Source organism: Pseudomonas sp. JL23, from assembly GCF_056933585.1.
Window position 1 is genome coordinate 3,698,668 of the sequence record NZ_CM167795.1, and the last position, 17,046, is coordinate 3,715,713.

Consider the following 17,046-nt stretch of genomic DNA (forward strand, 5'->3'; position numbering starts at 1 on the left):
CCTGAAGCACCGTCTCGCCAACAAGTTCGCTCATACCCCTGTAGCTATGCACTTGTTAGAGGGTGTAGGAAATCCCCACCTGCACCGTACGTGGCGCACCTGGGTAAGCGTAGATATTGCCGAACGCGCCTTCCTCATAGTCACGATTGAACAGATTCTTCACATCAAGATTGAGCCGAACCTTGTCGTTGACCTTATAGAAGCTGAGCAGGTCGACCACGGTGTAGCTGCCCATGGAGAAAGCGGTATTGGCAGTCTGTCCGGCACGCTCGTCGACATAACGGCCGCCAGCGCCCAGGCCGAGACCTCGCAGGGCGCCGTCCTGGAACTCGTAGACGTTGAGCAGGCTAAAGCTGTTGCGCGGGATGTTCAGCAGGCGAGTGCCGGACTGGATCACGTTGTCCTTGGTGACTTCGGCGTCTACATAGGCGTAACCCCCGATCAGGCGCCACTGCGGGGAGAGGTTGCCGGTGATGTTGAGATCCAGGCCACGGCTGCGCACCTGCCCGGCGGCGATGCTGAAGGTGTTGTCCACGGGGTCGGTGGTCAGCACATTACGCTTCTCGATCTGGTAGATCGCCGCATCAACGCTCAACTGGCGGTCCAGTGCCTCCCACTTGACGCCCATTTCCACGGACTTGCCCTTCTCCGGCTCGAACCCGCCACCCAGGCGGCTGGCACCGGTATTGGGCTTGAACGAACGGGCAGCATCGGCATAGATGGCGACGGTATCGGTCAGGTCATAGGTGATACCGACCCGCGGGGTCACGGCGTTATCGCTGGCGCTCCAGTTGCGACCGCCCGCCACGTAGGTCTGATAGTCGTGCTCGAAGCGCTCGAAACGTGCACCGGCCAATACTTTCAGGCGCTCGGTCAGGGCGACCTGATCCTGCACGAACGCGGCATAGGTCTTGAGGTTTTCCCGGTCATCGGTCGGTGTTCGAGTCAAGGCAGGGCGAGCCAGGCCATAGCTCGGGTTATAGATATCGGTGGTATAGGCCGTGACCGCACCGCTGGAGCGCTGAATGATCGAGGTGTAGTCATAATTCTCGTATTCCACGCCGGTCAGCAGGGTGTGCTCCAGACCGCCCGTAGTGAAGTGCCCGGTGAGATTGAACTGGGTGTCCTTGTCGGTCCATTCAAGCTTGCGGTAGTTGAAGTTGCGCCCCAGGGTCCGACCGTCAGCAGCCAGGCCGTTGGCTTCGATGGCATTGCCCTGCAAGGTGCCGTCCAGCCACTGGAAACCGCCGCCCAGGGTCCAGTTTTCATTGAGCATGTGCTCGAAGCGCAATTGCGCCATGTTGTTGTCGTTATGCAGCTTGCCTGCATTCTTGTCGCCGAAGAACGTCGAGCGCGAGGCGGTGCCGGTCTGGGCCGGATAGCGAGTCAGGCCCCGGTCCAACGGGTGATTGTTGCGCATGAAGTCGCCTTCGAAAACCACCTTGGTGGCGTCGTCGACCTGCCAACTGAGCACCGGGGTCACACCGTAGCGTTCGGTCTCCACATGATCGCGGAAGGTGTCGCCGCCCTCACCCACCACATTGAGGCGATAACCCAGGCTGCCTTGCTCATCCAGAGGCCCGGAAGCATCCAGGGTGCCACGGCGCATGCCCTGATCATCCAGTTGACTGCCCAGGGTGACGGTACGTTCTGCCAGGGGTTGCTTGGACACCACGTTGAAGGTGCCGCCAGGATCGCCACGGCCGTAGAGCATGGTGGCCGGGCCGCGCAGCACCTCCAGGCGCTCGATGGTGTTGGCATCGGGCATGTTCGGGTAGCCACGGTTGATCGGGAAGCCGTTGCGATAGAACTCACCAGTGGTGAAGCCGCGCACGGTAAAGGTGGTCAGACCCTGACCGCCGAAATTATTGGCACGGCCGACACCACCGGCGTAATCCAGGGCATCCTGCAAGCGGGTCGCGCCAAGGTCTTGCACCACATCCTTGGTCACCACGCTGATGGACTGCGGGGTTTCATGAATTGAAGTATCGGTGCGCGTCGCACTGACCGAACGAGTGGCGCGGTAGCCCTTCACCGGGCCCTGGGCGGTTTCATAGTCCTGCGTGCCGACAATATCAATGGCTTGCAGCTCAAGGCGGGATTTGCCCGCAGCGACTTCTTCAGCCAGGGAAAACGGAGAAAACGCTTGCAGCACGCAGAGGGAAAGCAGAGTACGACGCATCGTGGAGTTGCCTTGTTGAAAGAAGCAGGGCGAATGGCATTCGTGCCAAAAAACGGACGCGAATGGTATGCCATAACATTCGCTAATGACAATCTTTCTTGTTTGTCATCTTCGAATGGAATCGGTCAGCTTTTTCACTAAGGCTATGGCGGCGGTCGATCTACAGAACCTTGGCCGCCCCCAGCAGAAACGAGCGTACCACCCGCTTGTGAATCGGGCTGATTACTGCGATATAGGCCCGGCCCAAGGCGTTATGGCAATGCACCACCGTGGAAACCACCACTTCCCGCCCCTGCCCTGACGACTGCTGCCGGATCAGCACCGACAGCTGGAAATCCAGATGCGTGTCCCGCTCGCCCAGAACGATCTCGTCCGGCGTGCGCTGAAGGATGCGGAAGAAATCGATATGTTCCAAGCCCTGGGCCACCGAAGCATCGCGCAACTGCACGGAGGTCTTGACCCCGAAAACACTCATGATCCGGTCCCTGGCGCGCATCAGCCCATGGAACCACGGCGCCGGGCTGCTGAGGATCAGCCGCGCCAGATCCTCGGCATTGCCGTTGAAATGCGCGGGCAGCGGCGTGGCAAAGGCATCGGCCAGATGAGTCGTCTTGAAGGCAGAATGAACCAGGCTGTGCTCGGGCACGGCCACGGCACTGACCAGGGGGGTGTGCATGCTGATTCCTTGGAAAAAAATACTTGAGTCCGCAATCTAGCATGTCGGCTTCAGCCGCATCGTCATCTGAACCCACTTGATTCGTGGGGCCGCTCAACGCTCAAGAATCACCCGCCGCAAAGCCAGGGTTGATGGCCATGGCATTCACGTATGACACTTCGGTACCCTGCTGCATCTGGACCAATGGCAAGCCCTGGAATTCAAAGCCTTTGCCGACCTGAGCATGCTGTTCGCAAAATAGAGCGAGATTGAAATGAAACGTTGGAATATCGCGATAACCGGCTTTGGCTCGATTGGTAAAGCCGTGGCGCAGATCGTTGCACAGCGTCAGTCGCACTATCAGACGCGCTACGGCGCAGACGTACGGGTAGTGGCAGTATGCGGCTCCCGCGCCGGGCTGATCGACCCGCAGGGGCTGGCCCTGGATGACGAGGCGCCTGTGACGTTGCAGACAGGCGTGACCGGTGACGGCTTTCTGCAAAACGCAGGCGCCCATGTGTTGATCGAAGCCGGCCTCACCGACTACGAAACCGGCGGCGCCGGTTACCGTTACATCCGCGAGGCGCTGGGCCGGGGCATGCACGCCATCAGCATCTCCAAGGGTGCCCTGGTCTTCGATTACCCCGGCCTTGCAGAGCTGGCGCGCAATAACGGCGTGCAATTGAAGATCAGCGGTGCCACTTCGGCCGCATTACCGACCATCGACCTGCTGCAATACAACCTGGCCGGATGCCGGATTCTCGAGGTCGAAGGCATCGTCACCGCTACCAGCAACTTCGTTCTCAGCTCGATGATGGACGGCCACAGCTTCGACGACGCCGTGGCCGAAGCTCAACGCCTGGGCATGGCCGAGCCCAACCCGCGCTTCGACGTCGAAGGCTGGGACACTGCCTGCAAGATCAATATTCTGGCCAACGCCGGTTTCGGAGCGAACCTCAAGCTGCACGATATCCCGCGCGCGGGCATCGAGCAGATTTCAACAGCCGATATCGCCCGCTGGAAGTCAGAGCGCGTGGTACCCAAGCTGGTGGGGCGCATCGACAACCTTGGCGATAGCCTGCGGGCCTCGGTGGAATTGCGCACCTACGCTCTTGACCATCCATTTGCCCAGGTCAGCGCCAAAATGAAGGCCATTCGGGTCCGCACCGACATCATGGGCGAAATCATGGCCATTGGCGTCACCAGCCCCCTTGCCACCGCTGCCGCGGCCCTGAAGGATTTTGAACACTTGTTGATGGCGAGCAGCCGCTAACCCACTTTTTGGAGTCACCATGCGCGTCCACGTCCTGCAACACGTACCTTTTGAAGGCCTGGGCAATATCCAGCCCTGGCTCGACGAACGCAATGCCCGCATCAGTTACAGCCGCTTCCATCAGGCCGCCGAGCTGCCTGAGCTGGAGTCCATTGACCTGTTGATCGCCCTGGGAGGGCCGATGAGCGTCAACGATGAAGTCGAGTTGCCCTGGCTGGTCGCAGAAAAACGTTTTATCGCACGGGCCATTGCGCAAGGCATCCCGGTACTGGGCATTTGCCTCGGAGCGCAGTTGATCGCCTCGGCACACGGGGCGCAGGTCTATCCGGGGCCAGAGAAAGAAATCGGCTGGTTCCCCATCACTGCGCCCGCCCCTGCGCCGGAACGCTTCAGTTTCCCGACCAGTGTCGAGGTGCTGCATTGGCACGGCGAAACCTTTGACCTGCCTGAAGGCGCCGTACGCCTGGCCAGCAGCGCGGCGTGCCCAAATCAGGCGTTTCAGCTCGGCCCGCGGGCGATCGGTCTGCAATTTCATATGGAAATGACCCGTGCCAGCGTCGAGGCGATTCTGCAGCACTGTGCCGATGAACTGGTGGCCGGTCCCTATGTGCAGACCGAAGAAAATCTGCGCGCCACCGCCGACGAGCGCTATATCACGGTCGAACCCTTGATGCGCGACGTATTGGCGTACCTGACCCGGCCTTGAGCTGAACCAAACCGGCGTCGCGGCGGCCCAAGCTGTTTGCCCTTGCACAGGAGACACCGCCATGGACAAACAAGCACTGCGCGACGCCTATCAGGGTTATATCGATTGCCTTAACCGTCAGGACTGGCCGGCCCTCGGCCGGTTCGTCGGCGAGCAGGTGCACTACAACGGCAAACTGATCGGCCTGGACGGTTACCGGCACATGCTCGAAGGCGATTTCCAAGCCATTCCCGATCTGCGCTTCGTCATCACCCAACTGATTACCGACCCACCCCATATCGCTGCGCGGCTCAGTTTTGACTGCACGCCGGCAGGCGAGCTGTTTGGTTTGCCCGTGAATGGGCGGCGGGTGCAGTTTGGCGAGAATGTGTTCTATGAGTTCAGCGAAGGCAGGATTTGTGCGGTGTGGTCGGTGATTGACAAGGCGGCGATTGAGCAACAACTGGCTTGAATAAAATTACACAAGCCTTTGAATTTAAATAACTTATGCAGGGTCTTCCGAAGGATGCGATTGGGTTTATCTGACACGCCGCTTTCGCAGCCTTCGGCAGCTCCTACAGGACCATCACAAAATATAAAAATGTTTAAATACAAATAGTTATATAAATACTTTAATTCAAACTCTCATCATTTTGATCCGCCTCCCCGCGCTTCCAGTAGCCACTGGCATGCACACGACCTTTATCAATACCGCGCTCGCGCAATAGCCTGCGAATGGCAATTACCTGGGCCGATTCCGCCGCCACCCAGATGCGGTACAAAGTCGAGCGCCAGAGCACCGGTTCGCGGATCGAAGTGGCGTAAGTTGTAAGCCCGATCATAGGACTTATTCAATTCAGCCAAGACACTCGGCCAGCGTAATGGTCGGCACCATGGCCTTGGGCTCGGCATGCACAGAGCGTTCTGCCAGGTAACGTGCCGGTGGCTTACCCACTGCCTTGCGGAACATGGTGACAAAACCGCTGGCGTTCTCGTAGCCCAGGTCCAGAGCCACGGTCTGCACGCTGTCGCCTCTGGTCAGGCGTTGCAGGGAGAGGATCACATGCAACTGGCGGCGCCAGCGGCCAAAGCTCAGGCCGATTTCCTGCAACAACAGGCGGCTCATATTGCGCTCGCTCATGCCGATACGACTGGCCCAGTCGGCCATGCTGGTCTTGTCACTGGGTTCAGCCAGCAGTTGCTCGGCCAAGCGCCGCAGGCGCGGGTCCCGAGGCATGGGCAGATGCAAGTCTTGCACGGGGGCCACTACCAGTTCATCGAGCAGCGTCGCGATCAACCGCTCTTCCCGGCCGCCCGATGGGTAGAGCTCGGGAAATTCCGCCGCCTTGAGCAGCAACTCCCGCAGCAACGGCGATACGGCCAGGGTGCAGCAGCTTTGCGGCAGGCCCGGCGTAGCGCCGGGCTCGACGAACAAGCAATAGCACTCGGTCCGCCCGGAACCCCGGGATGAATGCGCCAAGCCGCCGGGAATCCAGACCGCACACTGCGGCGGCACAATCCAGACGCCTTCTTCGGTCTCGCAATTGAGCACGCCACGCACCGAATAGAGCAGTTGCGCCTTGCGGTGCCGATGCTGAGCGTATTCCCAGTCTCGGGACACCATGGACGCGCTGAGGGCTGAAACGGCGCGGGGAATGCTGTCGACATCGCGGGAGTCCGACAGCTCCAGGGAAGTTGGCATTGACAAGATCGCGCACTCAATATTTGGCTGAATTGCGAAATAGTGTGGCCAGATTATGCAATGACGTCTAGTCGGGTGGCGATTATCTTGGTATTGCTAATCGAAATCACTCGCAGCAGGTTATGCCATGCCAATCACTGCCATCAATACCGTCGCCATCCACGGCACTCAGGGACAATCCGCCCCTCTGCTCGCCCGCCTGCAACGGTTGCTGAACACACTGCAACGCCACTCCGGCTGCGCCACCTACGGTCTGACCCGCAGCCATACGGACGACAATGCCTGGATCATCACCGGCTACTGGTATTCGGCCGAAAGCCTGGCCGAACATTTGACGATGCCGTGCCTGGGCGAGTTGTTCGAACTGACGGCGGACCGGCTGGCGACCGGCCTGCGGTTTGCCACTTACCAGGTTGCAGATTCACCGTTATCTTCAGTTTGAATGACAGCGGCGCGCCTGGCGCCGCGCTGTTGCGCCACAAACTATGCACCCACCAAAGCCTACAGCCTCATTTCAATCGGGATAGATCAAATCCTCTGCCCACCCGACACTTCGATCCGTTGGGCATTGACCCATCGATTGTCTGCGGACAGCAGGCTGGCAATCATCGGCCCGATATCGTCCGGTACACCGGCGCGGCCGAGGGCAGTCATGTCGGCGAAGATTTTGTTGACGTCAGGGTTGTCAGCGATCAAGGCGTAGTCACCGTGACCGGCGTTATTGATCAGGTGGTCGAAACTGTCACGCTGCCAGGTGTCGCGCAATGCCTTGCCCAGGCGCTCGGCGAACTGGCCAAAATCGCTGACCTTGCCGATATCAAGCTGCAAGGCCGCAGCGTTACGGCCAAGGGCCTTGATCTCGGCGACTACCGCTTCGGCTTCATCGCTGCGGCTCTGCCAGGTAACGATTACGTCGCCGCCATGGCGGGCGATGCTCACTGCGGTGTTGCGGCCAAGGCCACGGCTGGCGCCAGTTACGAGGGAAATAGTGCTCATGGGGGATCTCCTGTTTGGGTGCAATCCAAGTTACCGGAGCGCCGCCCCTGAGCCTTTGCCGAAACCGCGACGTTGTTTGCCTGATCCTCCAAACCCCGTAGGCGGGTCCGCCGGGGATCCATTAGGATGGCCCCATGACTGACTCCCTGCTCAATAGCGTACGTCGCTACGTCGAAGCCTTCGTCGACTCCACCGGCCTGGCCCGCACGCCTATCCCTGGCCTGACCACCATCTGCTCGACGACGCCGAGCGGCCTGGTGCATGCCATTTCCCGGCCGCTGGTGTGCCTGGTCCTGCAGGGCGGCAAGCGGGTTGCCATGGGCGATCAGTCGTTTCATTTTGCCGCCGGGGACTCGCTGATCATTACGGCGGATGTGCCGACGGTCAGCCAGATCACCGAGGCCAGTGTCGAGCGGCCTTATCTGTCCCTGGTGCTGGACCTGGACCCTCATGTGATCGCCGATCTGACCGTGGAAATGAATGCGCTGTCCGATGTCGGCGGCGTCGCCGTGCGCTCGGAGCCCACCGACAGCGAAGTGGCCGACGCGGCGCTACGCCTGATGCGCCTGGTCGAACGGCCGAAATCCGTGCCGCTGTTGCATGCGCAACTGGTGCGCGAGCTGCAACCAGCCATTGCCGGTCAATCGCCTGGCCTCACTGGCCGGGATGAGCCCGTCGTCGTTTCATCAGCACTTTCGCGCCGTGACGTCGCTGTCACCGCTGCAATTTCAAAAGCAGCTGCGCCTGATCGAAGCACGACGCCTGCTGCTGTCGCAAAGCACCTCGGCCAGCGCTGCGGCCTATGCCGTGGGTTACGAGAGCGTCTCCCAGTTCACCCGCGAATACAGCCGCATGTTCGGCCTGCCGCCGGTCAAGGATGCCCTTGCCGTACGGCAGAACGCTTAGGGCGAAAACTTACAACGGGCAGGACGCCATTACCTGACCGTCGCTGTCCTCAGTCAACACCTGCGCCGTCCAGCCTTTGGCAAAGACCAGGCCGTAACGCTCGACCAGAGACTCAATGAGCAGACAGCGTTCCCTGGCTTCATCCGGCGTGCCGTCAACCACTGCATACACCATGCGTTCTTTGACTGAATACTCAGGCGGATGGGCCAGGTCGCCCTCACTTTCCAGTATCTGCGTCAATAACACAGCATTGTTCTGCGACTCATCTGCGTTGGCATCAGCCTCTGCGGCGCCCGCCTGCTGCGCGCTCATCAGCGCCAGAAAACAACTCATCACCACTGCATAGGTGCGTTTCACAGCCCGACTCCTTATTGGGGGTGGCGGATACTAAATCATGATCCGGGTTTCAATCATTCTTTTGATCGATATCTACCGTAGAAAAAATGAATTTCCCGATTGGGTATCCAGTCGACAACTATGTGGGCAATAAATCTGATGAGGTAAAAGTCATGACTATCCACGCAGATACACTTGCACAACTGACCGAAGCGCTCCAGAAGCGTGGTCTTTATCTGATGGCAGACGTGCACTTCACCCGCGCACCGTACCGCCATAACCATCGCTGGGTATGCGCAGTAGAGTAAGGCCCGGAATTACCTGGCCAGGCCCTGGATAAACTCCAGGAAGCGGCGGGTCTTGGCCGGTGGATGAATACGCGATGGATACAACGCATATAACGTGAAGCGCTCATCCGGCCAGTCTGGAAACAGATCCACTACTTGCCGTTGCGTTAACAGCGCCTCAGAGCCAAAGGCCATGATCTGGGCGATACCGTAGCCACTGACGCACAGCTCGTGCATGGTGCGCACATCGTTAAGGGTTATCTGACCTGCAATCGGCACTCGCACTACGCTGTCGCCGCGATGAAACTCCCAGTCGAAGGGTTTACCCGTCTGCGGATCACGAAACTGAATGCAGGCGTGTTGCAGCAAGTCCTGCGGGGTTTGCGGTCGGCCGTGTTTGTGCAGATAAGCCGGTGACGCCACCGTCAGAATCCGCGTGTCGAACAGTGGCCGGGCAATCAGGCTGGAACTGCGCGGCTCACCGAAACGCACGGCCAGGTCGAAGCCGTCGGCAACCATATCGCCAAGGCGATCGCGGCTGATCAGCTCAAGCTCAAGTTCCGGGTGTTCGGCCATGAACGCACCCAATTGCGGCCCCAGCATCAGGTTGGAAAACAGCGGATCGACGTTCACCCGCAAGCGCCCGCGCACCGCCTTCGCCCCTTGGGATGCCGAGCTGGACACCTCTTCCAGTGCCGACAGCAACGGTACGATCTGTTGGTGAAAGCGTCGTCCTTCATCCGTCAGGGTGACCGATCGCGTGGTGCGATCAAACAGACGAATTCCCAATCGCGTTTCAAGTCGAGCGACTGAGCGGCTGACGCCCGGTGGTGACATGTCCAGAACCTGGGCGGCGGCGGCAAAGGTACCGGTATCGACGATAGCAGTGAAAACGCCCATGCCATTGAGGACTCGCTCGTCGAACGCCATGATTAGTGCTCTTTTGTAACTTATGAAGTGACACCCATGCTATCGATGGATCAATACCATCACAACATACTGGCCTCCACGCGATATCCCAGCGTTACTCGAGGAGAGTCTCCATGTATGTCATTACCGGTATCACAGGTCAGGTGGGCGGTATCGTCGCCCGTAATCTGCTGGCGCAGCAGCTGAATGTTCGGGCCGTGGTGCGGGACGTGCAGAAAGGCCGGACATGGGCTGCCCTGGGTTGTGAAGTTGCGTTGGCCGATATGAACGATGCCGCCGCCCTGACCCGCGCCTTTGCTGACGCCGAAGCGGTCTTCGTCCTGCTGCCACCGGATTTCGATCCGTCGCCGGACATGGCCGAAGCCCGCGCCACTATCGAAGCCCTGTATCAAGCCCTGCACGCCAGCCGACCGCAACGGGTGGTGTGCCTGTCGACCATAGGCGCCCAGGCCAGCCAGCCCAACCTGCTCAGTGCCCTGGGTCTGATGGAACAGCGCCTGGCCGAACTGCCGATGCCGGTGACCTTCCTGCGCGCTGCATGGTTCATGGAGAACTTCCTCTGGGACGTGGCCAACGCCCGGGATGCCGGGGTGCTCTATAGCCACCTGCAACCGCTGGATCGCCCTGTGCCCATGGTTGCCACGGCGGATATCGGCGCGCTCGCCGCCGACTTGCTGCAACAGACGGTAACGGCCAATCGCGTCGTCGAACTGGAAGGCCCCGAACATTGCAGCCCCAACCATGCCGCGTTCGCCTTCAGCCGCTTGCTTGGCCGTACGGTTCACGCCCAGGTGGTACCACGGGAAACCTGGGAAGGCGCCTTCCTGGCTCAAGGCATGAACAACCCGCTGCCACGGATGCAGATGCTCGTTGGCTTCAATGAGGGCTGGATCTGCTTTGAAGGTGAGCCAGTGAAGGGCACGACGTCGTTGGAGACGGTGTTGCAGGAACTACTTACACGCGCTTGAAGCCATCCCGCGCAAAGATTCACACGACCGCCCCGTAGGAGCTTCAGCCGCGAGAGCGCTCTCCCGGCTAAAGATGCTCCTACAGTATGTGGGTACGCAGGCATTTCATTACCCAGCCAATAACGCTCGCTTGAGCCAGCCGAACAGACTCGCCCCCTCCCGCGATAACTCGCCATCCGCGCGCCGACACAGGTAATAGGCGCGGCCGTCATCCAGTTCATGCTCGAACAACCGAACCAGTTCCCCGCGTTTTTGCAGGCCAGTGATCAAGGGTTCGCGCATCAGCACGCAACCCAGACCGTTCAGGGCGGCCGTCAACGCAAGCTGGCCATCCTCGAACAGCAACCCCTGAAGTGCCCCCGGATGGTTGACCCCTAGGCTTTGCAGCCACTGGCTCCAGGTGCCGCGTTCCTCATCGTGGAGCAAGGGCAGGCCCATCAGACTGTGCGGCGAATCGATGGGGCCGTGGCGCTGAAGAAACTCATGGCTGCACCACGCAGTGACCGCCCCTGAAATCAACAGCTCGCTGTGATAGCCCGGCCAATGTCCGGTGCCGAAGCGGATGGAAATATCCGCCGCATCGCTGGGATAACTGCGGTGGTTGGCGTAGGTAACGTTGACGTCCACTCCCGGATTCTCGCCGAGGAACTCGCCCAGGCGCGGAATAAACAGGTTAATGCCGAACATGGGGATCAGGCTGATGGTGACCTGGCGCGTTGCAGTCTTTTCCCGCACATGCTCGGTGGCGCTGCGCAGGACGGCAAAGGCTGAGCGAATGGCCCGGTAATACTCGCGACCGTCCTCGGTAAGGATCAGATTGCGCCCCTGGCGCGCGGTCAGGGCCTGGCCGAGAAACTCTTCCAGCAAGCGCAATTGATGGCTGATGGCCGAGGCTGAAATATCCAGTTCCCGGGCAGCCGCGTTAACACCACCATGGCGAGCGAAAGACTCAAAGGTGCGAACCGCGCGCAGTGGCGGATCGCTGTCAAACTGTTCTGTTTTATTCATGTATTGAGCTTAACCGCTGGCCAAAAACTTGAAAAGTAGGCATTTAGCTCATTTATCGCAGAGAGCGCCATCGACTTGTTGATATCCACTGGCGATTATTGATAAATACAGAACAAACAAGCGGCAGACCCCGGACTCATCGGCGGCAAGCCCTGCACATAACCGTGAATGAGAGGAATATCGAGATGAGCGCAGTCGAAGGCGAACTGGGCATCCTGGCCCGGCGGCGGATCGAAGCCGAGATTATCAAGCCGATCTACGAAATACTGGTGCGCGACTACGGCAAGGACAAGGCCCAGGCGGTGATCGGCGAAGCGGTCGCCGGAGCAGCGGTCAAGGCCGGTGAGTATTTCGCCGCCCGCGAGCCCAATGGCCCGGACCTGGCGGGCTTTGTTGCCCTGCAGGAGCTATGGGAAAAGGACGACGCCCTGAAAGTCGAGGTCATCGCCAGTGACGCCACCCACTTCGACTACGACGTACACCGCTGCCGCTACGCGGAAATGTACCGTGAGATGGGCCTGGGTGAGATCGGTCATCTGCTGTCATGCAACCGCGATGAGCTGTTTATTGTCGGTTACGACCCGCGCGTGCAACTGACCCGCACTCACACCCTGATGGAAGGCGCCAGCCACTGCAACTTCCGCTATCAGGTCAAGGATGAGGCGCCGAAGCCATGACCCACCCTGCCCGCATCAATTCGGCCCGCCTGTGGGACTCGCTGATGGACATGGCCCGGATCGGCGCCACGGCCAAGGGCGGTGTGTCGCGCCTGGCCCTGACCGAAGAGGACCGCCAGGGACGTGACCTGTTCGTACGCTGGGCGCGCGAAGCCGGTTGCAGCATCCGCATCGACGCCATGGGCAATATCTTTGCCCGCCGCCCCGGTCGCGATAACAGCCTGGCGCCGGTGGTGACCGGCTCCCATGGCGACTCGCAACCCATGGGCGGCAAGTTCGACGGCATCTATGGGGTGCTGGCCGGTATCGAGGTGCTGCGTACCCTCAATGACCTGGATATCCAGACCGAACGCCCCATCGAAGTGATCAACTGGACCAACGAAGAAGGCTCGCGCTTTGCTCCAGCGATGATCGCTTCGGGGGTCTACACCGGGGTGTTTGACCTGGAATACGGCCTGTCGCGCACCGATGCCGAAGGCATTACGTTGGGCTAGGCATTGCAAGACATTGGCTACGCCGGGGACCAGCCCATGGGCGGCCAGCCAATCCATGCTGCCTTCGAATTGCATATCGAGCAGGGGCCGATCCTTGAAGCCGAAGACATCACCATTGGTGTGGTGACCGGCGCCCAAGGCCAGCGCTGGTACGAGATCGAACTGTTCGGCCGCAGCGCCCACGCCGGCACTACGCCGATGAAACATCGCCTCGACGCCCTGCTCGGTTTGTCCCGGGTGGTCGAAGCCGTCAATGAACTGGGCCTGGCCCAGGGTGAGGAAGGCCGCGCCACAGTGGGTTGGGTCAACGTCTTTCCCAACTCGCGCAATGTGGTGCCGGGCCGGGTGCTGTTCAGCGTCGAATTCCGCCACCCCGATGAAGCCGTGCTGGAAACCCTTGATGGCCAACTGCGCAACGCCGTCAGCGAAATTGCCGAGACCATCGGCCTGCAACACAGCCTCAAGCAGATCTTCCAGTACGCGCCCATCGGTTTCGACCCGGACTGCATTGCCCAGGTAGAACAGGCCGCCATCACCCTTGGTTACAGCCACAAGCCGATGATCTCCGGCGCCGGTCACGATGCCTGTTACCTGAGCAAAGTGGCGCCGACCTCGATGATCTTCGTGCCCTGTGTCGAGGGGTTGAGCCATAACGAGGCCGAGCATATTCACCCGCACTGGGCCGAGGCCGGGGCGAATGTGCTGTTGTTGGCGATGTTGGCCAAGGCGAGCTGAGTTCAATTGCCGTTTGTGGGACCGGCTTCAGCCGGGAAGAGCAGACTATAGAGATGTATCAATCCTCCCTAAGTCTTCCCGGCTAAAGCCGGTCCCACTCGGGTTATAAGACCGCAGTGCCTTCAATCAGCCCTTCCAGTTGCCACCTTCAACGATCACATCTTCAGGCTTGGTGTCATCGCTCAGGGACTTGCGCACATACTGGTCATACAGCTTGAGCAGGTATTTGTCCTGACCCAGCCTGGCCAGTTCAGCGTTGACCCAGTCACGCAGTTCGATATTGCCCTTCTTCACCGCCGGGGCAATCGGTGCTTCGCCGCCGAGCTTTTCCGGCAGGACGCGATAGCCGGGGTTTTGCTTGGACCAACTGAACAGCACCAGGTTGTCCTGGGCATAGGCATCGCCACGGCCGTTGGCCAGTGCCTGCAGGGACTCGGAGTTTTTCTCGAACTTGAGCAGTTTCCAGTCCGGGTGTGTCTTGGTCAGCCACACGTCCGCCGTGGTGCCGGTGGTGACGATGATGGTCTTGTCGGCCAGGTCATCGAGCTTCTTCACCGCACTGGCGTCCGGCACCAGGGCCTGGACCGCCACTTTCAGGTTCGGATTGGTGAATTCCACCGCTTCCTTGCGCTCCGGGGTCACGGTCATGTTGGCGAGGATGATGTCGACCTTGTCGCTCTGCAGGAACGGGATACGGCTGGCCGGTTCCACGGCGACGAACTCGACTTTGCTTTCATCGCCCAGCAGATCCTTGGCGAATTGCCGACCGATATCGGTATCGAAGCCGACGTACTTGCCCTTCTCGTCGACAAAGCCGAATGGCGGCTTGTCGGTAAACACGCCGACCACCAGCTTGCCACGGGCCTTGATCTTGTCCAGGTAACTGGCAGCAGGCGCAGCGGCGCTGGCCGTTGCCGCCGGTTTGGCGGGTTGATCGCCCTTGCCGCAACCGGCCAGCAGGCCGATTCCCAGCAGCGGTATCAGTAATAGCGATTTCGCGGATTTCAACGAGGCAGTGTTCATAAGGTTTCCTTGTTTACGGTCTTTTTAGGCATGGTTTCTACATAAGAGAACTTCTCCAGAAACTGCTGCGCCCGTGCGCTCGCCGGATGGTTGAAGAAAGACTCGGGATGGCTTTGTTCGAGGATGCTGCCAGCGTCCATGAACACGATGCGGTCGGCCACCGCCTTGGCGAAGGCCATTTCGTGGGTGACGATCAACATGGTCATGCCGCCCTGGGCCAGGTCGAGGATCACCTCCAGCACCTCCTTGACCATTTCTGGATCAAGGGCGGCGGTGACTTCGTCGAACAACATGACCTTGGGGTTCATGCACAGCGAGCGGACGATGGCGATGCGTTGCTGCTGGCCGCCAGAGAGCTGGCGCGGGAAGGCATCGCGCTTGTCCGCCAGGCCGACCCGGGCCAGCAGCTGCTCGGCCTGGGCCAGGGCTTCGGCCCGCGCCCGGCGCTGCACTTTCAGCGGGCCGAGGAGGATATTGTCGAGCACGTTCATATGGGGAAACAGGTGGTAGCTCTGGAACACCATGCCGATGTCCTGGCGCACCTGGCGCCAGTCGGTCTTGCTGTCCAGCAGCTCGCGCCCGGCAAAGCGCAGATGGCCGCCATGGGCCTGCTCCAGGCCATTGAGGCAGCGCAGCAAAGTACTCTTGCCGCAGCCGCTGGGGCCCAGCACCACAATCACTTCCCCGGGCGCGACACTGAGATCAACCGCCTTGAGCACCTGGTTGCTGCCGAAAAACTTGTCCAGCCCCTGGAATTCGATCAACGCGCTCGTGCCTGGCTCCAGCGCCGCTCAAGCACGCGGGAGGCGGCCGACAGCGGATAGCAGATAAAAAAGAAGAACAGAAACAGCGCGCCGTAGATCAATACCGACTCGTAGGTGCGCTCGATGATCTGCTGGCCGACCTTGATCACATCCACTACGCCGATCAGCACCGCCAGGGAGCTGGTCTTGATGATCCGCGTGTAGATATTGATGGTCGGCGGGGTCATGCGTTTGAGGGCCTGGGGCAGCAGGACATAGCCGAACAGCTGCGGTCCGGACAGGCCGATGGACAGCCCGGCCTCACGCTGCCCACGGGGCAAGGACAGCAAGGCGCCGCGCACCACTTCCCCCACTTCACTGGCGCCCCACAGTGACAGCACCAGTACCGCGCACCAGAAGCTGGGAATGCTCAGGGCGAAGAAGATCGGCAGGCCGAAGAACATCAGGTACAGCCACACCAGCACCGGAATGGCTCTGAACAATTCCAGATAGACCCGCAGCAACAGGTTCAGCCAGCCAATGCCCAGGGTACGCAGCGAACCATACAACACGCCGCCCAGGGTGCTGAAAACGATGCTCAGCAGAGAAATCGACAGGGTCTGTGCAGCGCCGTCAGCCAGCATCGGCAACGACACCCACAGCAGATCAAGACCCGAACTGGCCATGTTGCAGCCTCCTTTCCAGGCGGCTGAGCAGCAGCGACAGCGGCAGGAACAGCAGCACACAGATCAGCGTCAGCACCGTGAGCATTTCGTAGGTCTTGTAGTACAGGGCGATATAACTCTTGGTGGTGTAGAGAATCTCCGGCACCGCCACGGCAGACACCACGGTGGTCTCCTTGAGTAGGAAAATGAAATTGGCGAACAGCGCCGGCAGGCTGAGGATCCCGGCCTGGGGCAGGATCACATGGCGCAGCAGTTGCCAGTCCGACAGGCCGATGGAGCGCCCGGACTCCAGCTGCGCCACAGGCACCGCCTCGACTCCGGCGCGCAGCACTTCTGTGAGGTAAGCGCCGCCGAGGAAGGTCATGGTGATGATCGCCGCAGCAAAACCCGAGACTTTCACCCCCAAAGTCGGCAAGGCGAAGTAGATGAAAAACAGCTGGATCAAGAGCGGTGTATTGCGCGCCAGTTCCACATACAGACCGACCAGGCGATGCAGCACCGGCGTGCGGAACATGACGATGGCGGTGTTGATCAGCGCCACCAGCAGCGAGGTGCAGATAGCGATCAGGCCGACCTGCAGGGTGACACCTACTGCTTTAACAAAGGCTGGCAAGGTGCTGATAATAAAGGGGTAATCAAGGGTCATTGGATACGGTTTCTTTTCAGTGATGAGCGCCGTTGGAGCGAGGCTTGCCCGCGAAGAGGTCGTCATATCCGACACCCCTTCCGGGCATGAACAATTGCTTCGCGGGCAAGCCTC

At 60.1% G+C, this 17,046-nt stretch carries 19 protein-coding genes and 2 pseudogenes; 9 read left to right on the forward strand and 12 right to left on the reverse strand.

Annotated elements, in window-relative coordinates:
- Window positions 1–55 precede the first annotated feature (55 nt).
- Both AC1Z24_RS17180 and AC1Z24_RS17185 read right to left on the reverse strand, forming a co-directional pair.
- Window positions 56–2,182, reverse strand: a complete 2,127-nt coding sequence (locus tag AC1Z24_RS17180; RefSeq protein ID WP_483741890.1) for a TonB-dependent siderophore receptor — start codon at window positions 2,180–2,182, stop codon at window positions 56–58.
- A 160-nt stretch (window positions 2,183–2,342) separates the two neighbouring features.
- On the reverse strand, window positions 2,343–2,858 hold the full coding sequence (locus tag AC1Z24_RS17185) for a DUF2867 domain-containing protein (protein WP_483741891.1): 516 nt from the start codon (window positions 2,856–2,858) through the stop codon (window positions 2,343–2,345).
- 253 nt (window positions 2,859–3,111) lie between these two features.
- Here AC1Z24_RS17185 and AC1Z24_RS17190 point away from each other — a divergent pair, with 253 nt between their 5' ends.
- The 3 genes from AC1Z24_RS17190 to AC1Z24_RS17200 all read left to right on the forward strand — a co-directional run bounded on the left by AC1Z24_RS17190 (window position 3,112) and on the right by AC1Z24_RS17200 (window position 5,267).
- Complete coding sequence (locus AC1Z24_RS17190; protein WP_483741892.1) at window positions 3,112–4,110, forward strand: homoserine dehydrogenase; 999 nt, start codon at window positions 3,112–3,114, stop codon at window positions 4,108–4,110.
- Between the two features lie 19 nt (window positions 4,111–4,129).
- On the forward strand, window positions 4,130–4,816 hold the full coding sequence (locus tag AC1Z24_RS17195) for a type 1 glutamine amidotransferase (RefSeq protein ID WP_483741893.1): 687 nt from the start codon (window positions 4,130–4,132) through the stop codon (window positions 4,814–4,816).
- A 61-nt stretch (window positions 4,817–4,877) separates the two neighbouring features.
- On the forward strand, window positions 4,878–5,267 hold the full coding sequence (locus AC1Z24_RS17200; RefSeq protein WP_483741894.1) for an ester cyclase: 390 nt from the start codon (window positions 4,878–4,880) through the stop codon (window positions 5,265–5,267).
- Window positions 5,268–5,427: 160 nt separating this feature from the next.
- Here AC1Z24_RS17200 and AC1Z24_RS17205 read toward each other — a convergent pair whose 3' ends face one another.
- Both AC1Z24_RS17205 and AC1Z24_RS17210 read right to left on the reverse strand, forming a co-directional pair.
- Window positions 5,428–5,637: an SIP domain-containing protein gene (locus AC1Z24_RS17205; protein ID WP_483741895.1), complete on the reverse strand. Its 210-nt coding sequence runs from the start codon at window positions 5,635–5,637 to the stop codon at window positions 5,428–5,430.
- A 14-nt stretch (window positions 5,638–5,651) separates the two neighbouring features.
- Window positions 5,652–6,497 (reverse strand): AraC family transcriptional regulator, encoded by an 846-nt coding sequence (locus tag AC1Z24_RS17210; protein WP_483741896.1) that lies wholly within the window; start codon window positions 6,495–6,497, stop codon window positions 5,652–5,654.
- 127 nt (window positions 6,498–6,624) lie between these two features.
- Between AC1Z24_RS17210 and AC1Z24_RS17215 the strand changes: the two genes are divergently transcribed.
- Window positions 6,625–6,939 (forward strand): antibiotic biosynthesis monooxygenase family protein, encoded by a 315-nt coding sequence (locus AC1Z24_RS17215; RefSeq protein WP_483741897.1) that lies wholly within the window; start codon window positions 6,625–6,627, stop codon window positions 6,937–6,939.
- 86 nt (window positions 6,940–7,025) lie between these two features.
- Here AC1Z24_RS17215 and AC1Z24_RS17220 read toward each other — a convergent pair whose 3' ends face one another.
- Window positions 7,026–7,493 carry an SDR family NAD(P)-dependent oxidoreductase gene (locus tag AC1Z24_RS17220; RefSeq protein WP_483741898.1) on the reverse strand — a complete coding sequence of 156 codons (468 nt, stop codon included), beginning with the start codon at window positions 7,491–7,493 and terminating at the stop codon, window positions 7,026–7,028.
- A 134-nt stretch (window positions 7,494–7,627) separates the two neighbouring features.
- Here AC1Z24_RS17220 and AC1Z24_RS17225 point away from each other — a divergent pair.
- Together AC1Z24_RS17225 and AC1Z24_RS17230 are read left to right on the forward strand one after the other, a co-directional pair.
- Window positions 7,628–8,056: pseudogene (locus tag AC1Z24_RS17225) on the forward strand (AraC family transcriptional regulator); the annotation flags it as partial.
- Between the two features lie 37 nt (window positions 8,057–8,093).
- A complete protein-coding gene (locus AC1Z24_RS17230) occupies window positions 8,094–8,399 on the forward strand; it encodes a helix-turn-helix transcriptional regulator (RefSeq protein ID WP_483741899.1) in 306 nt (101 codons plus the stop codon).
- Window positions 8,400–8,408: 9 nt separating this feature from the next.
- On the opposite strand, the gene AC1Z24_RS17235 is transcribed toward AC1Z24_RS17230, so the two are convergent.
- Both AC1Z24_RS17235 and AC1Z24_RS17240 read right to left on the reverse strand, forming a co-directional pair.
- Complete coding sequence (locus AC1Z24_RS17235) at window positions 8,409–8,756, reverse strand: hypothetical protein (RefSeq protein WP_483741900.1); 348 nt, start codon at window positions 8,754–8,756, stop codon at window positions 8,409–8,411.
- Between the two features lie 296 nt (window positions 8,757–9,052).
- On the reverse strand, window positions 9,053–9,952 hold the full coding sequence (locus AC1Z24_RS17240) for a LysR substrate-binding domain-containing protein (protein WP_483741901.1): 900 nt from the start codon (window positions 9,950–9,952) through the stop codon (window positions 9,053–9,055).
- 113 nt (window positions 9,953–10,065) lie between these two features.
- Between AC1Z24_RS17240 and AC1Z24_RS17245 the strand changes: the two genes are divergently transcribed.
- A complete protein-coding gene (locus tag AC1Z24_RS17245) occupies window positions 10,066–10,920 on the forward strand; it encodes an NmrA family NAD(P)-binding protein (protein ID WP_483741902.1) in 855 nt (284 codons plus the stop codon).
- A gap of 108 nt (window positions 10,921–11,028) precedes the next feature.
- On the opposite strand, the gene AC1Z24_RS17250 is transcribed toward AC1Z24_RS17245, so the two are convergent.
- Entirely contained in the window at window positions 11,029–11,928 is a 900-nt protein-coding gene (locus tag AC1Z24_RS17250) for a LysR substrate-binding domain-containing protein (RefSeq protein ID WP_483741903.1), read from the reverse strand.
- A gap of 185 nt (window positions 11,929–12,113) precedes the next feature.
- Between AC1Z24_RS17250 and AC1Z24_RS17255 the strand changes: the two genes are divergently transcribed.
- On the forward strand, window positions 12,114–12,605 hold the full coding sequence (locus AC1Z24_RS17255) for an L-2-amino-thiazoline-4-carboxylic acid hydrolase (RefSeq protein WP_483741904.1): 492 nt from the start codon (window positions 12,114–12,116) through the stop codon (window positions 12,603–12,605).
- Window positions 12,602–13,834: pseudogene (locus AC1Z24_RS17260) on the forward strand (allantoate amidohydrolase). Before AC1Z24_RS17255 ends, AC1Z24_RS17260 begins: the two are co-directional and overlap by 4 nt.
- 126 nt (window positions 13,835–13,960) lie before the next feature.
- On the opposite strand, the gene AC1Z24_RS17265 reads toward AC1Z24_RS17260, so the two are convergent.
- From AC1Z24_RS17265 to AC1Z24_RS17280, 4 genes are read right to left on the reverse strand one after another with little or no spacing between them, the layout of a single operon-like run.
- On the reverse strand, window positions 13,961–14,842 hold the full coding sequence (locus AC1Z24_RS17265; RefSeq protein ID WP_483746648.1) for a transporter substrate-binding domain-containing protein: 882 nt from the start codon (window positions 14,840–14,842) through the stop codon (window positions 13,961–13,963).
- Between the two features lie 11 nt (window positions 14,843–14,853).
- Window positions 14,854–15,642 (reverse strand): amino acid ABC transporter ATP-binding protein, encoded by a 789-nt coding sequence (locus tag AC1Z24_RS17270; protein ID WP_483746649.1) that lies wholly within the window; start codon window positions 15,640–15,642, stop codon window positions 14,854–14,856.
- A complete protein-coding gene (locus AC1Z24_RS17275) occupies window positions 15,618–16,286 on the reverse strand; it encodes an amino acid ABC transporter permease (RefSeq protein ID WP_483741905.1) in 669 nt (222 codons plus the stop codon). The genes AC1Z24_RS17270 and AC1Z24_RS17275 overlap by 25 nt, the downstream gene beginning before the upstream one ends.
- Window positions 16,267–16,932 (reverse strand): amino acid ABC transporter permease, encoded by a 666-nt coding sequence (locus AC1Z24_RS17280; protein WP_483741906.1) that lies wholly within the window; start codon window positions 16,930–16,932, stop codon window positions 16,267–16,269. The genes AC1Z24_RS17275 and AC1Z24_RS17280 overlap by 20 nt, the downstream gene beginning before the upstream one ends.
- Window positions 16,933–17,046 lie beyond the last annotated feature (114 nt).

What these genes read in the sequence shown, in the direction of transcription:
- AC1Z24_RS17180 (WP_483741890.1), bottom strand. Translation starts at nt 2,182, where the DNA reads ATGCGTCGTACTCTGCTTTCCCTCTGCGTGCTGCAAGCGTTTTCTCCG.
- AC1Z24_RS17185 (WP_483741891.1), bottom strand. Translation starts at nt 2,858, where the DNA reads ATGCACACCCCCCTGGTCAGTGCCGTGGCCGTGCCCGAGCACAGCCTG.
- AC1Z24_RS17190 (WP_483741892.1), top strand. Translation starts at nt 3,112, where the DNA reads ATGAAACGTTGGAATATCGCGATAACCGGCTTTGGCTCGATTGGTAAA.
- AC1Z24_RS17195 (WP_483741893.1), top strand. Translation starts at nt 4,130, where the DNA reads ATGCGCGTCCACGTCCTGCAACACGTACCTTTTGAAGGCCTGGGCAAT.
- AC1Z24_RS17200 (WP_483741894.1), top strand. Translation starts at nt 4,878, where the DNA reads ATGGACAAACAAGCACTGCGCGACGCCTATCAGGGTTATATCGATTGC.
- AC1Z24_RS17205 (WP_483741895.1), bottom strand. Translation starts at nt 5,637, where the DNA reads ATGATCGGGCTTACAACTTACGCCACTTCGATCCGCGAACCGGTGCTC.
- AC1Z24_RS17210 (WP_483741896.1), bottom strand. Translation starts at nt 6,497, where the DNA reads ATGCCAACTTCCCTGGAGCTGTCGGACTCCCGCGATGTCGACAGCATT.
- AC1Z24_RS17215 (WP_483741897.1), top strand. Translation starts at nt 6,625, where the DNA reads ATGCCAATCACTGCCATCAATACCGTCGCCATCCACGGCACTCAGGGA.
- AC1Z24_RS17220 (WP_483741898.1), bottom strand. Translation starts at nt 7,493, where the DNA reads ATGAGCACTATTTCCCTCGTAACTGGCGCCAGCCGTGGCCTTGGCCGC.
- AC1Z24_RS17230 (WP_483741899.1), top strand. Translation starts at nt 8,094, where the DNA reads ATGCGCAACTGGTGCGCGAGCTGCAACCAGCCATTGCCGGTCAATCGC.
- AC1Z24_RS17240 (WP_483741901.1), bottom strand. Translation starts at nt 9,952, where the DNA reads ATGGCGTTCGACGAGCGAGTCCTCAATGGCATGGGCGTTTTCACTGCT.
- AC1Z24_RS17245 (WP_483741902.1), top strand. Translation starts at nt 10,066, where the DNA reads ATGTATGTCATTACCGGTATCACAGGTCAGGTGGGCGGTATCGTCGCC.
- AC1Z24_RS17250 (WP_483741903.1), bottom strand. Translation starts at nt 11,928, where the DNA reads ATGAATAAAACAGAACAGTTTGACAGCGATCCGCCACTGCGCGCGGTT.
- AC1Z24_RS17255 (WP_483741904.1), top strand. Translation starts at nt 12,114, where the DNA reads ATGAGCGCAGTCGAAGGCGAACTGGGCATCCTGGCCCGGCGGCGGATC.
- AC1Z24_RS17275 (WP_483741905.1), bottom strand. Translation starts at nt 16,286, where the DNA reads ATGGCCAGTTCGGGTCTTGATCTGCTGTGGGTGTCGTTGCCGATGCTG.
- AC1Z24_RS17280 (WP_483741906.1), bottom strand. Translation starts at nt 16,932, where the DNA reads ATGACCCTTGATTACCCCTTTATTATCAGCACCTTGCCAGCCTTTGTT.